The organism is Natrinema soli, from assembly GCF_028618695.1.
On the sequence record NZ_JAQIVI010000105.1, the window covers coordinates 1 to 13,662 of the forward strand.

A 13,662-nucleotide genomic window follows, 5' to 3' on the forward strand; every position below is an offset into this window, starting at 1 on the left:
GGCGACGTCGACCGCCGACGCTTCGTCCAGCGCCTGCTCGAGGAGTTCGAGCGCTACCGGAACGATCTCGAGGCCGTCGTTCCGGCGTGGCGGGACCTCGCGCTGACGGTCGGCCAACGCGTACGAGTTGATCGGCCGTCGGGAGCGGTCGTCGGAGAGGCGGTCGACGTGACCGAATCGGGGGCGCTCGTGGTCGAGACCGACGACGGTCGGGTGACGGTCGCTGCGGGTGATTGTGAACACCTGCGCCCCGTCTGAGTGATAGTGACTACAACAAACTCGAGGACTGATCACAAAACTCGCGGCTGACTCGCGGTAGCGACAGCCACTCGAGGGTCGGACGGACGGTTGTTTTCCGGAGGTTCGACGGCGTTGCGGTCTCAGACACCCAGCAGGATCGCGCTGACAGCCGCGGCGACGGCCCACCCTGCGCCCGTCCACGACAGCACGAAAAACGCCTCTCGAGCGCTGGCTTCCGTCCACCCTGAACTCACGTCGAGGTGGTCTTGCATCCCCTCGATGGTTCGCCCGAGACCGACCGCCGTCGACCAGGCGGTGACGCCGAACCCGAGGACGAGCGCGCCGAGCGCGAACGCCGTGTCGGTCGCGGTTCGCGACGTCCAGACCGTCAGCAACGCGAGCGAGACGACCGTCCCGAGCACGGCACCGACGACCACCCAGCGAGCGGCGGCGACCACGAGTCGGCGGGTACGCTCGAGGCGGGCCGGCGAGACGGGGACGGCGGAATCAGTCGACGGCATCTCGCATGCGGGGGTCGAGAGCGTCTCGCATCCCGTCGCCGAGGAGGTTGAACCCGAGCACGGTAAGCGCGAGGAACAAGCCGGGGAAGAACGACCACCACCACGCGCCCGAGAACAGTCCCTTCTCGACGCCCTCGGCGAGCATCATCCCCCACGACGGGTCGCCGCGGCTCGCGCCGAATCCGAGGAACGACAGCGCCGCGATGTCGATGATCGCCAGACCGTAGTTCAGCGTGGACTGGACGGTGATCGGCGCCAGGCAGTTCGGCAGGACGTGGCGAATCAACAGCCGTGGATCGGTCGCGCCGAGCGCGCGCGTCGCCTCGATGTACTCGTCCTCGAGAACTTTCAGCGCGGCGCCGCGGACGACTCGGGCGAACCGCGGCGTATACACGAGCGTGAGCGCGATGACCGCGCGCCACAGCCCCATCGACTCGGGGAAGATGGTGACGAGCGCGAGCGCCAGCAGCAGCGACGGGAACGAGAGGAGCACGTCCATCGTCCGCATGATGACGTTATCGGTGAGATCGCCGTAGTACGCCGCGACGATGCCGGCGGTGATGCCGAGCACCGTGGACGCGATGACGGTCGCGGTCCCGAACTTCAGCGCGTACCACGCGCCGTACAGCACGCGCGGAAAGATGTCGCGAGCCTGCCCGTCCGTTCCGAACCAGAACTCGACGCTCGGACCCACCTTCTTCGGGTTCGCTCTTAACTGCGTGTCGACGATGGCGTCGTGGCCGTAGGCGAATCGAGCGTAGATAGCGACGACGAACATCCCGACGATGAGGCCGAGGCCGATGAGGGCGATTCGATTCGATAGCAGTTCCGTGAGGAACGGATTCGCGCGGATGCGCTCGACGGTACTCCGTTCGACGTCCGCTGATTTGGTTTCCGTGCTCATTGGTCAATCCGTGGATCGAGGATGGAGTACGTGATGTCGACGAAGAGGTTCACGATCGTGTACATGAACGCGAAGACGAGGACGGTCGCTTGAACCACTGGGTAGTCGCTGCGGTTGATCGCATCCACGAGCAGCGTTCCGATGCCGTTGATCTGGAAGACGGTCTCGGTCAGCACGGAGCCGCCGAGCATCGAACCGAACTGGATACCGATGATGGTGATGACGGGAATGAAGGCGTTCCGAAGCCCGTGTTTCATGATCGTCGTCTTCGCGCCCTGGCCTTTCGCGCGGGCCGTCCGCATGTAGTCCTGTCTGACGACCTCGAGCATCGACGACCGCATCATCCGAGAGATGAACGCCATCGAGTAGATGCCGAGTACGAGGACGGGCATGAACAGGTGGCGAGCGGCGGACTGGAACGCCGCCATGTCTCCCGCCAGAAGGGTATCGATGAGAATGAACCCGGTCTTTGAATCGATGAAGTGCATCGACCCGATGCGACCGCTCGTCGGGAGGACGCCCAGAATCTGTGCGAACAGCAGGATCAGGAGCGGCCCGCTCCAGTAGATCGGGATGCTGATCCCGGCGAGCGCCCCGATTCGGGAGAAGTGATCGGTCAACGTGTCCTTCTTGACGGCACTCAGGATTCCGAGCGGGAGACCGAACAGCAGGCCTGCGATCTGGCCGAGGATGGCGAGCTCGATGGTGATGGGAAGCCGATCGGCGAGGATTTCACTGACGTCGGTGCCGCGCCGGATCTGGTAGGACTGTCCGAAGTCGAGCGTCGCAGTGTCCTGCAGGAATCGGACGTACTGCTGCCACAGCGGATCGTTGAGTCCGAGATCCGTCCGGATCTGCTCGACGAACTCCTGGCTCGGGTTCTTGCCCGCGATGGCTATCGCAGGATCACCCGGTGAGAGATGGAGGATGGCGAAGACTACTGTCGCCACTCCGAACAGCACCGGACCGAGCAACAGCAGTCGTTTGGCAATGAACCGCTTTGATACCATTATTCGGAGGTGAGTTTGATACCTTAAAAATCCCCCGTCAGCCGGACGCTTTACTCGAGTTCGACCAGGTGGAGATGGGGACCGCCGATTGCCGATATATCATAGTTGCTGACATTGTCTCGGACGCCGCGGATTTCGTCGGCGTAGTCGATGTAAACCCACGGTGCCTCGTCGTGAGCGATCTGGGCCGCCTCGTGATAGAGGTCGGCACGTTCCTCCTGATCTTCCGTCTGCTGGGCTTCCTCGACGAGGTCCATGAACTCTTGATTCGCCCACGCGCTCCGGTTCGACGTGTTGTAGCCCTCCGTCCCCCAGTCGACCCAGTCCTGTCCGTCGGGAGAGTCGACCTGCGGGTGAAGGAGGACGTAGTAGAAGTTGTCCGGATCGGCGTTGTCCGTATACCAGCCGGCCAGAGACGCGTCGTGCTTCCCTTCAGAGGTGTACGTGAGGTAGTCCGAGAACTGCCGATCGTCGATCGTAACGTCGATGCCGATCTCGCCGAGATCTGTCCGGATTGTCTCCGCCGTCGAACCCGGCGCCGGATTGTAGCCGCGGGCGTTCTGGAAGGTCGTCAGATCGAAGGAGAACCCGTCACCGTAGCCGGCCTCCTCTAGCAGGGATTGTGCCTCGTCAGTGTCGTAGGCGTACGGACTGAGGTCGTCGTTGTGTCCGAAGAGGGCTGGCGGGCACGGCTGGCCGGCTTGCTCTGCGATGCCCGAGTAGACTTCGTTGACGATGGATTCGGTGTCGATAGCGTAACTGATCGCCTGTCGGACCCGGGGATCACGGAACTCCTCCACGCGGGACTGGTTGAACGACATATAGCCGATGTTGATACCCTGTCCGGACTGGACTTCGACGCCGTCGGCGTCTTCGACCGATCCGATGTTGTCGGGCCCGAGATTGTCGATAATCTCGAGTTCCCCTTCGACGAGGGCCTGCGTGCGCGTGGAGTTCTGTCCTTTCTCGATGAACAGGAGTTCCTCCACGTTCGGGCCGTCGCCCCAGTAGTTGTCGTTGGGTGTGAGCAGGATGCGGCCGTTCGAGCTATCGAGTTCCTCGAGCTGGAACGGGCCGGTGCCGTTGGCGTCCGAGTTGAAGCTGAAACCGTCTTCGATACCGTTCTTCGGGAGAACGACGGCGGCGAACATCGCGAGGTTGCGCAGGAACGGCGCGTACGGCTGTGTGAGCGTGATATTCAGCGAGTAATCGCCGTCGGCCTCGACTGAGTCGATCCAACTCCCGAGCGTGAACGGACCGTACGCGGACGCGTCATCGGAGTAGTGCTCGTAGTCCTCGTCGACGAACCGCCGGTAGGTCGCGATGAAGTCGTCTGCGGTGAAGTCGGTGCCGTCGTCGAACTGCGCGTCCTCGCGCAGTTCGAGCGTGACCTCTTCGCCGTCCATCGACCAGTCGGTTGCGAGGCTTTCCGTAATGGCCGCCTCGCCGGGCTCGAAATTGATGAGGCCGTCGTAAATCTGATTGGTGACCTTCGAAACCTCGCCGCTGGTCGTGGCCTGCGGGTCGAGGGTGCCCGAGTGCGAACTGCGGCCGTACCGAAGTGCGCCGCCTCCGTCACCACTACCGCCGAGGCAGCCGGAAATGGAACTCGCCGCGGTTGCAACGACCGTCGCACTGCCGGCAGACTTCAAGAAACTACGCCTGGATACCTGACTGCCATTACCTGACATAACACTATGCCTTGCATCATCAACGATAATACTTACGGCTAGAATGAGTAACAGATCCTGTGTGGCATAGTATTTCCATTCTCTTCTTTAATTTAATGAATTGAGGAGAGAATAACACAGTAGAACCACTATTGGACCCGGATTCGCGCCATCAACGCGTTCCACCGAACCAGCACCGGACGACTGTTCGGACAGAATGGATGCTCCGTCGGTTACTCGTCGTCGGCGAAGAGGTGGCAGGCCGCCGGATGCGTGCTGTCATCGAGAGTGGGACTTTTGCGCTCACAGACGCTCTCGAACGCGTCCGCGAGGACGGCTTCGGCGGCCGCCCAGTCGCCATCGTCGAGGTGGCGATAGGATGCTTTGACTGCCTCGCGAGCGCGTCCCGACAGTGGTCCGCTGAAGAACTGTGCATTGAGCGCGGCGGCGAAGTCGCTGCCTCCGTCCGCGACCGCGCGGGCCGCTGGAGCCTCACTGATTGTCGCCTCCCGGGCCGCCTCGAGGTCGATGTCGCGAGACTCCACGCGCTGTCGATAAAACATGATCTCGCGGTACCGTTCCTGTTCGATGTCGAGGTCCTCGGGTGGGATGACCGACGGACACCGCGTCCGGAAGTGACAGCCCGACGGTGGATCGATAGGGGACGGCACGTCCCCTTTCAGGATGGTTCGGTCGTCGGTGTCTGCCCGGGGATCGGGTTCGGGGATCGCCGACAGCAACGCATTCGTGTACGGGTGTTTCGGGTCCGCGAACAGATCGTCGGTCGCCGCGATTTCGACGATTTCGCCGAGATACATCACTGCGACGCGGTCCGAGATGTGGCGGACGACCGAGAGATCGTGAGCGATGAACAGGTACGTCAATCCGAACTCCTCTTGCAAATCCTCCAGGAGATTGATGATCTGTGCCTGCACGGACACGTCCAGTGCCGATACCGGCTCGTCGGCGACGATGAAGTCAGGGTCCACCGCCAGGGCGCGAGCGATCCCGACGCGCTGGCGCTGCCCGCCGGAGAGCTCGTGAGGGTAGCGGTCGTACTGGCTCTCGTCGAGTCCGACCTCCTCGAGGAGGGTGCGGACGCGGCGGCGGCGGAGAACGCGCTTCGAGTCGCTCGTGGAGACGTCCACGTGAACGCTCGTGACGCGGCCGCCGTCTTCTCGTACGACATCCGTCGTTACGTCGAGCACGCCATCGGCGTCCACGGTAACGTCGCCGTCCGCCACGGTGACGTCCACGGGGACGACGGTCTCCCCGTCGCTACTCCCGACTAACGCGTCCACGTCGTCCGCGATGTCGACGGATACCGCGTCCGCGGAGATGCCGGTCGTCGAGACGTCTGCGCGGGGCACAACGTCGGGATCGGACTCCGGGAGCCCGTGGATCTTCAGCGGCTCCATAATGGTCTGTCCGACGGTCATTCGCGGATCGAGACTCGACATCGGATCCTGGAACACCATCTGCATGTCCTTGCGCTTCTCCCGAAGCTCCGACTTCGAGAGATCCCCGAGGGTTTCACCGGCGTACACGACCGTGCCGTCCGTCGGCGGGGAGAGGTGAAGGATGGCGCGACCCGCAGTCGACTTTCCACAGCCGGACTCGCCGACCAGTCCGAGCGTCTCGCCCTCGTACACGTCGAAGCTCACGCTGTCGACGGCCTTCACGCTCGGTTGTTCGCCGACGAATCGGTCGAGCAGTCCCTCCTTTTGTCCGTAGTACTTCCGCATCTCGCGGAGTTCGACGATCGGTTCTCCGATGTCGTGTTCGGCCGCGGACGGGACGCCCGTCGACCCGTACTCGCTCTCGTCGAAGGTCTCGAGGATACACTTCGACCGATGGTCGACATCCTTCTGTCCGTGCTGGAGGAACGGAATATCGCCGGTGCGACACTCGGGTTGGGCCCACGGGCACCGATCCGCGAAGTGGCAGCCGTCGGGCATGTCGATCAGATCCGGGACGTTGCCCTCGATGGGCGTCAGGCGGTCTTTCTCCTCCGTCGGGAGGGACTCGAGGAGCGTGTACGTGTACGGATGGCTCGGGTTGTAGAAAATTTCCTCGACGGGACCCTCCTCGACGATTTCGCCGGCGTACATCACCGCGACGCGGTCGCAGGTCTCCGCGACCACGCCGAGGTCGTGGGTAATCATCAGCACTGACATCCCGAACTCGTCCTGAAGGTCGTCGATGAGGTCCAGGATCTGGGCCTGAATGGTCACGTCGAGGGCCGTCGTCGGCTCGTCGGCGATGAGGAGACTCGGCCGGCACGCGAGCGCGATGGCGATGAGGACGCGCTGGCGCATGCCGCCGGAGAACTCGTGGGGATACTCCTCGAGGCGCGTGGTCGCCTCCGGGATGCCGACCTCCGTGAGGATCTCGACGACGTCCGCCATGACCTCCTCGTCGTGCTCGCGCCCGCCGATTTTCGGGAGCATTTCCCGAACGGCGTTCAGCCACGTGTCCCGTTTCCGTTCGCCGTACTGGTGAAGCCGCAGGGACTCCGCGACCTGCTCGCCGACGGTCACCGCGGGATTCAGGGACGTCATCGGGTCCTGAAAGATCATCCCCATCTCGCTGCCGCGGACCTTCCGCATCGCCTCCTCGGGCGCGTCCGTCAGGTCGACGACGCCGTCCTCGACCGCGATCGCTTCAGTGTCCATTCCCCTCTCGAATTGTTCGCGCGCCGCTGTATCCAGATAGACGAACCCGTCGTCGGCGTCCTCGACGGCGTTCTCTAGCGCGTCCGCGACCACGGACTCGGTCACGCCGTTCTCGAGTCGGTCAGCAACGTCCCGGAGGGCTGGCGCGAGCCCCGCTGGGTCGTCGTGGCCGACGAGGTCGGCGGCCATGCCGCGCAGCTCCGATCCGGCGGAGTCACCTCCGTCGCCGACGCGGAGGTCTGAGACGATCTCCCGGAGCGCGTCCACGAGTTCGAAGGGGTACGGGACGACTGCACTGTCGAACTCGGCTGCGAGATCCGTAGCGAGTTCCGCGCGTCGCAAGGACACCCGTCCGTCCACGACGTCTCCCGGGTCGTCCACGAGGTCCATCGCCGAGAGTGCGGTCACGCTCTTGCCGGAGCCGGACTCGCCGACGAGGCCGACGGTTTCGCCCTCCTCGATAGTAAGGTCGATACCGTCGACTGCTTTCACCGCGCCGCGTTTCGTGTCGAACTGCGTGCGAAGTCCGGAGAGGGATAAAAGATCAGTCACTGACACCAGTCTCTCGAGGCAGTGAAGAAATAGCTTATGGGACTTGGGTAACGTTTATCTCCGACGGTGCACGCGGTGGGGACATGAACGAAGACCCGGCAGGCGACGCCCCCAGCAACGCGCAGGCCCAGTCCGGCTGGCAAGCAGTCATCGACGACATGGCGGTAACCGCCGACGAGTACCGCGACCGCGGCTGGACGGCCCTCGAACTCCACCCTGGCGACTCCGTGCTCGTTGACTCCGAGATGCGCACGGGGCTTGACGTGGTCCTCCCAGGACCCGAGTACGAGGACCTCGAGTCGGTGATCGAGGACTGCACGTTCGCGGACGTGGACGTGTTCCGTGCGCCGGGCGACAGTATGATCTACCTGCTCATCGTCGAGAAGGACCTGGACAGCAAGACGGCCGTTCTCGTCCCCGCCTACTACGACGCCAGGTCTGGGCAGTCGACACTCGAGGTCATTCGGTCGGACGGCGAACTCCGGCTGTTCTGCAGGCGGCTGAACGACGAGTACGTCGAGTTCGTCCACGGTGACGTGGAACCGTTCCTCCCCAGCCCGTTGCAGGGTGACGAGTAGGCGATAGCGATCTGGTCTCCGTGTCGCGATCGGGGTCCGCGCTACGATCGATCCCGTCTCCGTCTCTGGATCCGTTAATCCCTTCACTGCGGTGGCTTCCGGTATAGCTCACACAGAATATCGACTGCCCGATTTCTGCACCCGTCTCTGGACACCGTTCGTTCGTCGACCGGACGGATCCCGTCACTCGACGGCGAGCTGCGGCTCCTCCGACCGGTCGTCGATCTCGTCGGGATCGACTTGCACCGTCAGCACCGGTACCGAGGCGCGCCGGACGACCCGTTCGGTGACGCTGCCGAGCAACAGCCGGTCGATTCCGCCGCGGCCGTGGGTTCCCATCACCACCAGATCGCACTCCGCGGGATCTGCCTCGTCGACGATGACCTGACTCGGTGCCCCCTCGCGTACCTCGGTCTCGACGGTGACGTCGTCCGGTGCGAGCGCTTCGGCCCGCTCGACCGCCGCCTCCCCCTCGCCGCGGAGCGCATCGTTGACGCCGTCGAGGGCAGCTTCCATTGGCAGCCCGCCGTAACCGGCCGCGTTGACGACGTACAGTGTGCGAATCGCTGCATCGTGCGCGCGAGCGAGTTCGAACGCGTACTCGAGTGCGCGTTCGACCTCTCGAGAGCCGTCGGTCGGGACGAGGATGGAGTCGTACATAGTGGTATGTGGTAGCATACAACGGGGATCTACATCAACATTATCCTGACACGTGGGACGGTCAGGCTGGGTGACGTTTTCGAGCGAGCTGCAGATCGCTCCGCGATGTCGACGGATCGAAAATCGGGGAGGGGAAACGCTGATGCAGCCGCCGCTCAAATCGGGGGGCATGAGCGATAACCCGTGGACGGATCGGATCGTCGGCGAGCGGATGGCCGTCGATCAGGAGTTCTCCGAGCGGATCCAGCAGTCGCGCTTCTCCAACCAGCAGTGGAGCCTGATCATGACCGCCACGGAGTTCGAGATCGAACATCCCGACGACCCCGACCGGGCGCGGATCGTCGCCGACACGGACAAAATCGACGGAATCATCCCCGAACTCGAGAACGTGCAGGCCGGGATGGGCGCGATGGGGGGCGGGGGAGCCGGGAACGCCGGTCAGAACTCCTCGAGCGGCGGGGTGTTCGACTCGATCATGGGCGCACTCGGGATAGGGGGCGACAGTGGGTCCTCGGAGAAGGAACAGCGGAAGGCAGCGAAACGGCTCACACAGGAGTACGCCGACGAACTCCAGTCACACCTCGAGTCGAAGGGGAAATGGGAGACGGCGCGTCACGCTGCCGCGAACGGTCAGTAGCGGCGGACGGTCGAGTTTCGACTGCCACTGTCACCGTCGCAAATCGTTGCCGATCACCGCAGGTCGCTGATCACCGATCAGTACTGGTCAGTCCCCGGCGTGAAACATCGTGTACTCGCTCGTTTCGTAGATGTTGATGAGTTCGGTGACGAGTTCGTCGTAGGACTCGTCCTCGACGCGCAGCGCCTCTAGCCGCTCGATCGTCTCCTCGTCGAGTTCGACGGATGGCATACCTGGAATTCCGTCGGCGAGCGGCAAAAACGCCACGGGGGCCTCGACGGTTCGGCGTCGTGCACGGGTCCGGCGCAAGTCACAGCACCTTTAGGCACGCTTCCCGACCGTCAGTGTATGAGCGACGAAGTCCAGACGACGACCTTCTCGATCAGTTCCGAAGACGACGCGACCGACGAAATCACGATTCCGTCCGGCCTCGTCGACCTGGTCGCCGAGGGCGACCAGACCGACGCCGAGACGATCGGCGACGTCATGCTGCTGTCCTTCGCCAGCCGCGCCCACCACATCGTCCACCACGGCGAGGACGCCGACGAGGACCTCGAGGCACAGGAAGCCGAAGTCATGGACCTGTTCGAGAAGCGGTTCGGCGTCACGTTCGGCGAAGCGACCGGCCATCAGCACTGAGCGTCCGATAGCCGAATCACAGCCGCGATTTCTCCGCAGCACGTCCCTCGAGTGAAATCGACTGGTGACTGATCGGGTGTTGAACGATGGCTACCCGGTTCCGGCGGTTTCGTTTTCGGTAGCAGCAGTTCCGTCTTCGATGGCACTAGCCGATCCGCCGTCGGTCGTCTCGGCGGCCCCCGCGTTCGTTTCCGGCTGTTCCGGTGATTCCGGCTGCTCGGGCTCTGTCTCCTCGGGCGACTCCGGCTGTTCGGGTTCAGTCGGTGATTCCGGCTCGGGTGGCGTCTCGGCTTCACCGTCTGGCCCCGTTTCACCGTCTCCGTCCGCTTGCGCGCCGGCCTCCGGGGCCGTCTCGACGGTCACTGCCGTCTCGGCCGTCTGATTCTCGGTCGACACCGAGAGGGTGTAGCCGCCGGGCTCGAGGCCCGCCGTCTCGTAAGTCAGCGTCACCGTCTGCGTCTCTCCGGGCCGGAGCGTGATGGGCACCGGCTCACCGGGAGTCCCGTCGACGGCGACCTCGAGATTTTGCGTCCCCGCTCGATCGCCGACGTTTTCGATCTCCGTCTCGACCGCGATGGGCTCACCCTGTTCGACCGGACTGTTGGTCCCTGCGATCGAGACGCCGAACGCCGCGGGTGCGGGGGGCTCCTCGACGGTCACTGTCGTCTCCGCAGTCTCGTTCGCGGTCGACACCGTGACCGGGTACTCCCCGGGTTCGAGACCGTCCGTTTCGGCCGTGAACGAAGCGGTCTCCGTCTCGCCGGGCTCGAGCGAGATCGACGCAGTGTCGACGGCGGTGTCGCCGATCGCGAGCGAGACGGTCTGCGTTCCGTTCTCGCCGCCGACGTTCTCGAGGTCGGCCTCGACCTCGAGTGACTCTCCCCGTTCGACCGGGCTGTTCGTGCCCGCGATCGAGACGCCGAACGCTGCGGGGTCGGACGGCGCGATCTCACCGGCCGGTGGCGTCTCGGCGGTGATCGGCTCCTCGTAGCCGAAGTTCGAGAAATCGGCCTCCCAGACGAGTCGTTCGTCGTCGCTTTCGGGCGTCCACTCGACGGTAAACGTCTGCTGGCCCGGTTCGAATCCTGACGGCGGCTGGTCGGTCGTATTGCCTTCGACGAACTGACTGTTCGCTCCCATCGGGGCATCGTTCGGGTTCTCGTAGCTGAACGTGACGTCGATGCCGTCCTCGGTGGCGGTCGTCTCCTCGACCGCGATCGACGGCCGTTCGGGCCGCACTTCCTCGTTGCACGCCTCCGACGGATTCGGAAAGTCGATTCCCCCCACGGGGGCCGCCTCGGGCGAACTGATTCCCGAGATGTACGTGCCGAAGGTGCCGTAGTCCGGCACCTCGACGATCACCTGCTCGCCGTCCGTCGTGACGTTGCGCTCGGTGCCGATCTCGAAGACGATCGTCCCGTTATAGGGTGCCGGGATCTCGTCGCCGGCGGTAACGAGGTCCTCCGCGATCGTGTCCCCGACGCCGCCGGACGCGTAGAACCACGTGCTCGCGGCGACTCGATCGCCCTCCTCGAGCGATGCGGTGACTTCCGCGCGCTGGCAGTTCACGAACTCGACGTCGAACCCTGCAGGCGCGCCGTCGACCGTGTACTCGACGTCCGCCGTTTCGATGGGCGTTCCGTCGTCGGCCGCGACGACCGCCACCTCGAGCGTCGCGTTCTCCGCGAGCGGCGGCTCGAGGTCGAACTCCTCGGGTCCGATCGTCTCGTTCGCGTCGAACGTCTCGCTCGTCGCGAGTTGGGTCCCGTTCCCGTCGGTGACGCTGATCGCGTAGTCGACGGACGCGTTCGCCTGGGTGACGGTGAGCGTCTCGCCGTCACCGGTCTGGTCGGCCACCGAGAGGTTCGCCGTCGGTTCGTCGGGATCCTGTTCCTCGACCGCGTACTCGATGGAATCGTTCGCCAGCACCGCGTCGTCGGCCGCGGCGCGAACGGACACGTCGACCGTCGCGTTCGCTTCGAGCGGCGGCTCGAGGCCGAGAACCTCGTCCGAAACCGTCGCGTTCGCCTCGATCTCGTCGCTCTCGACTCGCTGGCCGTCGTACTCGGCCTCGAGTTCGTACGGCACGGACGCGCTCGCCGCGTCGACCGTGACGATCTCGCCGTCGCCCGTCTGGTCGTCGACCGAGAGGGTCGCCTCGGGGCCGTCGGTGCCGTTCTCATCGGTGTCGTTCGCCACCGTGTACTCGAGGGAGTCGTTCGCGAGCACCGTGCCGTCCTCGCCGACGACCGAGACGTCGACCGTCGCGTTCTCTGCGAGCGGCGGCTCGAGTCCGAGCGAGAGGTTCGATACCGCCTCACCGGCCGCGAACGTGTCGCTCTCCGCTGTCTCGCCGTCGTACGATGCGGTGACTGCGTAGGGAACGGAGGCGTTCGCTTCGTCGACGGTGAGCGTCTCGCCGTCACCCCGCTGATCGGCGACGGACAGCGTCGCGGTCGCCTCGTCCGGTTCGTCCGCGACCGTCACGAACGCACCGTCGATCACCGGCGCGCCAGCACCGGTGACGTACGGGACGTCCTCCTCGCCGTCGGAGTCGGCGTACTGGAACGTTCCGTCGTCGTTCGTGTCGTGATGGGGGACCGCTACGATCGGCCCGCTCTCCTCGAGCGGCTCGTCGAGTTCGATCGTGACGTTCTCGTGGTCGCCGGCCTCGAGGAAGTCCGAGCTGCCGACGATCGCGTCCGGATCCGTCCCGACGGCGACCCCCTCGTAGACCGCGACGAAGCCACCCTCGGAGAGCGACACGTCTTCGATCGTAACCCGCTCCCCGTCGGACTCCTGATCCGGAACGTCGATCGAGGCCGTCCCCTCGATCCGGTCGATCGTCTCGATTCGCTGCGTGACCGTGATCTCGACGTGCTGCGTGATCTGAGTCACGTCGTCGGTGTCTTCTCCCACCGCGTAGGCGGTCGCCTCGGACGCGGTTTCCTGGGTCAGGCGCTGCAGTTGCGTGATGCTGATCCGCTGGGACTGGACGGCGTGGGCCGTCTCCTGACAGGCGGATCGTGCCGCGATCTGGATCTGCGCGACCGTGGCCGACTGCGCCTGGACGAGAGCACCGCTCGCACCCCCGTGTGCGAGTCGCTGGACTTGCGTGACCTCGACGAGTTGCGTCTGCGTCACCGCGCCCTCACCGGCACCGAACGCGGCCGCCTGAATCTGCTCGATCGAGACTTCCTGCCGCTGGATCGCCGAAGTGACTGCCCCCTCGGCGGCACCGACCGCGGCGTACTGGATCTGCGTGATCGAGATCGACTGACGCTGGACGAGCACGCCGCCCGCGCTCCCGTCGGCGGCGGCCTGGATCTGTTCGACGGTCGCCGACTGGCTCTGCGAAATAGCGCCTTTCGCCGCGCCGAAGGTGGCCTCCTGGACCTGCGTGATCGAAATCCGCTGGCGCTGCTCGAGGCGGATCGACTGAACCTGTTTCAACGAGCCCCGGCTGGCCCCGCGCGCGGCCGCCTGCGTCTGCTCGACCGACACCGACTGTTTCTGGACGAGCGCCCCCTTCGACGCGCCGGCCGCAGCCTTCTGAATCTGCTTGATCGTTACCCG

The 13,662-nt window shown here is 64.7% G+C and carries 11 protein-coding genes and 1 pseudogene; 4 read left to right on the plus strand and 8 right to left on the minus strand.

Translation table 11 applies throughout. The features are described 5' to 3' along the window. A pseudogene (locus tag PGX04_RS07365) lies at positions 1 to 258 on the plus strand (biotin--[acetyl-CoA-carboxylase] ligase); the annotation flags it as partial. 122 nt (positions 259 to 380) lie between these two features. Here the strand turns inward: PGX04_RS07365 and PGX04_RS07370 are convergent. The 5 genes from PGX04_RS07370 to PGX04_RS07390 form a co-directional block, all read right to left on the minus strand. Next, complete coding sequence (locus tag PGX04_RS07370) at positions 381 to 761, minus strand: DUF7268 family protein (RefSeq protein ID WP_273737916.1); 381 nt, start codon at positions 759 to 761, stop codon at positions 381 to 383. Beyond that, the gene (locus PGX04_RS07375; RefSeq protein ID WP_273737917.1) at positions 748 to 1,665 is read right to left on the minus strand and encodes an ABC transporter permease; all 918 of its coding nucleotides are present in this window, start codon (positions 1,663 to 1,665) and stop codon (positions 748 to 750) included. The genes PGX04_RS07370 and PGX04_RS07375 overlap by 14 nt, the downstream gene beginning before the upstream one ends. Next, complete coding sequence (locus PGX04_RS07380; RefSeq protein WP_273737918.1) at positions 1,662 to 2,675, minus strand: ABC transporter permease; 1,014 nt, start codon at positions 2,673 to 2,675, stop codon at positions 1,662 to 1,664. The genes PGX04_RS07375 and PGX04_RS07380 overlap by 4 nt, the downstream gene beginning before the upstream one ends. A gap of 50 nt (positions 2,676 to 2,725) precedes the next feature. Beyond that, entirely contained in the window at positions 2,726 to 4,366 is a 1,641-nt protein-coding gene (locus tag PGX04_RS07385) for an ABC transporter substrate-binding protein (protein ID WP_377042315.1), read from the minus strand. 212 nt (positions 4,367 to 4,578) lie between these two features. Next, positions 4,579 to 7,572, minus strand: coding sequence for a dipeptide ABC transporter ATP-binding protein (locus tag PGX04_RS07390; protein ID WP_273737920.1), 2,994 nt, complete (start codon positions 7,570 to 7,572; stop codon positions 4,579 to 4,581). 83 nt (positions 7,573 to 7,655) lie between these two features. Here PGX04_RS07390 and PGX04_RS07395 point away from each other — a divergent pair, with 83 nt between their 5' ends. Further along, a complete protein-coding gene (locus PGX04_RS07395) occupies positions 7,656 to 8,150 on the plus strand; it encodes a DUF7529 family protein (protein ID WP_273737921.1) in 495 nt (164 codons plus the stop codon). Between the two features lie 183 nt (positions 8,151 to 8,333). Here the strand turns inward: PGX04_RS07395 and PGX04_RS07400 are convergent, their stop codons facing one another. Further along, on the minus strand, positions 8,334 to 8,810 hold the full coding sequence (locus PGX04_RS07400; protein WP_273737922.1) for a universal stress protein: 477 nt from the start codon (positions 8,808 to 8,810) through the stop codon (positions 8,334 to 8,336). A gap of 169 nt (positions 8,811 to 8,979) precedes the next feature. Here PGX04_RS07400 and PGX04_RS07405 point away from each other — a divergent pair, with 169 nt between their 5' ends. Next, positions 8,980 to 9,447 (plus strand): DUF5799 family protein, encoded by a 468-nt coding sequence (locus tag PGX04_RS07405; protein WP_273737923.1) that lies wholly within the window; start codon positions 8,980 to 8,982, stop codon positions 9,445 to 9,447. 87 nt (positions 9,448 to 9,534) lie between these two features. On the opposite strand, the gene PGX04_RS07410 is transcribed toward PGX04_RS07405, so the two are convergent. Continuing rightward, a complete protein-coding gene (locus PGX04_RS07410) occupies positions 9,535 to 9,678 on the minus strand; it encodes a DUF7557 family protein (RefSeq protein ID WP_273737924.1) in 144 nt (47 codons plus the stop codon). 117 nt (positions 9,679 to 9,795) lie between these two features. Between PGX04_RS07410 and PGX04_RS07415 the strand changes: the two genes are divergently transcribed. Further along, positions 9,796 to 10,086, plus strand: a complete 291-nt coding sequence (locus PGX04_RS07415) for a DUF7545 family protein (RefSeq protein WP_273737925.1) — start codon at positions 9,796 to 9,798, stop codon at positions 10,084 to 10,086. Positions 10,087 to 10,176: 90 nt separating this feature from the next. Here the strand turns inward: PGX04_RS07415 and PGX04_RS07420 are convergent. After that, the coding region (locus tag PGX04_RS07420) for a DUF7282 domain-containing protein (RefSeq protein WP_273737926.1) at positions 10,177 to 13,662 on the minus strand (3,486 nt) is incomplete at its 5' end.